Source organism: Micromonospora sp. M51 (genome assembly GCF_018070305.1).
Classification (GTDB): domain Bacteria; phylum Actinomycetota; class Actinomycetes; order Mycobacteriales; family Micromonosporaceae; genus Micromonospora; species Micromonospora parva.
The window spans coordinates 1-1,441 of record NZ_JAGPXZ010001098.1; the positions used below are offsets into that span (position 1 = coordinate 1).

Consider the following 1,441-nt stretch of genomic DNA (forward strand, 5'->3'; position numbering starts at 1 on the left):
CCGGGACGGTGCGGACGGATACTCGTCGGCGCGTTGAACCGGTGGTGGCGCATTCGTGGGTGACTGCCCGCTGGAGCGTGAGCCAAGCGACATCGCGGTCGCTGACTGTTGCTCGTCAGCGGGTGGAATTGGCGTCGCCGCAGGTCTGGGTGCGGCCGTCGGCGGGCCGGGCTGCGTCGGCCGGGTCGAGGAGGCTGCCGGCTGAACGGGCATCGCCCGAGGCGCTGGGACGGCGTTGCGGGGCGACGAGGGTGCGGCGGGTGCGCGTACCGCCGGAGGGGTTGGTGGGGGTGCGGCCGGCGGTTGCGGCGGCGCCCAGGGTGAGACGGCCGGCGGCGGACCGCCCGCCGAGGGCCGCATCGCGGCGAGGGTCGCCAGCGACAGGGTCGGGCCGGTGAGCGCCGACCGGGCACCCGGCTCGCCCGCCGGGGCGACCGGAACCGGGCCGGACGTTCGCGCGGGGTGCTGCTCGCCCGACGTCGACGCGGGCGGGCCGAGATAGTCGCGGGCCGCTCGTACCGCCGGGTGGTTCTCACCGAGCACGGCGGGCCCGGCGGTGGCCACGCGCGTGTAGTTGCGGCGGGCCTCGTGCCGGTTGCCCAACTCCTCCGCCACCTCCGCCAACTCGAAGGCGAGCGCGAGCATCAGCGGATCCGAGTGCTCCCAGCGCCGCTCGCCCGCCGCGAACGCCTCCTCCAACACCCGGCGGGCAGCCGGCGGGTCGTCCCCCTCCCGGTGCAACCGCGCCAGCAGGTGCGCGGTGTGCAGCACCTCCGGATGATCGTCACCGTACGGCGGAGGAGCGGATTCGACGGCCTCCGCGAGCAGGTGCCGGGCGGCGCTGAGGTCGCCCGCGGCGCGCAGGGCGAGGGCTCGGTGCTGGGCGGCTGCCAAGGGGGAGGGATGGGGCACGTGGCAATGCTGCCGTCAGAGGGCTGCCGGACGCTACCCGGAGACGCCTCGACCGTGTGTCGCCGCGCCGTTTGAGGCGGCTTGAGCAGCGGCGGAAGGGCCGGGGGAGAGGTGCCGGAAGGCGATGTGCATGATCCACGAGCGGCGTGTACAGTAACTCCCCGTGCGGCCCGCCGTGCCGACCACCGGATGGAAAGATCATCTGGTCGGCGAGGTAGGCTGAACGTGTAGGTCCGGGTGGCGGAATGGCAGACGCGCTAGCTTGAGGTGCTAGTGCCCGTATAGGGCGTGGGGGTTCAAGTCCCCCCTCGGACACCAGAGTTCGTGGATATCCGCGCGAGATCAACTTCCTCTCGCGCGGGGAACGCGACCTGCGACGGATCATATGTGCGCACCGTCTCCCGGGAGTCGGTGCTACCTGCGCTGACACCCTTGCCGCCCCGCTGGCGGGGGTCGGGTGAGTCGTGATCGCCCGCGCCCTCGTTGGCGCGACGAGCAGCTCGTCGAGGCGCTCGTTCCCACCCCACTG

General features: G+C 73.3%; 1 protein-coding gene and 1 tRNA gene. One reads left to right on the plus strand and one right to left on the minus strand.

Annotated elements, in window-relative coordinates; all coding sequences use genetic code 11:
- Positions 1–894 (minus strand): tetratricopeptide repeat protein (locus KBX53_RS32765; RefSeq protein ID WP_210863736.1); only part of this gene is annotated, 894 nt, incomplete at its 3' end.
- A gap of 249 nt (positions 895–1,143) precedes the next feature.
- Between KBX53_RS32765 and KBX53_RS32770 the strand changes: the two genes are divergently transcribed.
- A tRNA-Leu gene (locus tag KBX53_RS32770) sits at positions 1,144–1,230 on the plus strand.
- Positions 1,231–1,441: the final 211 nt, after the last annotated feature.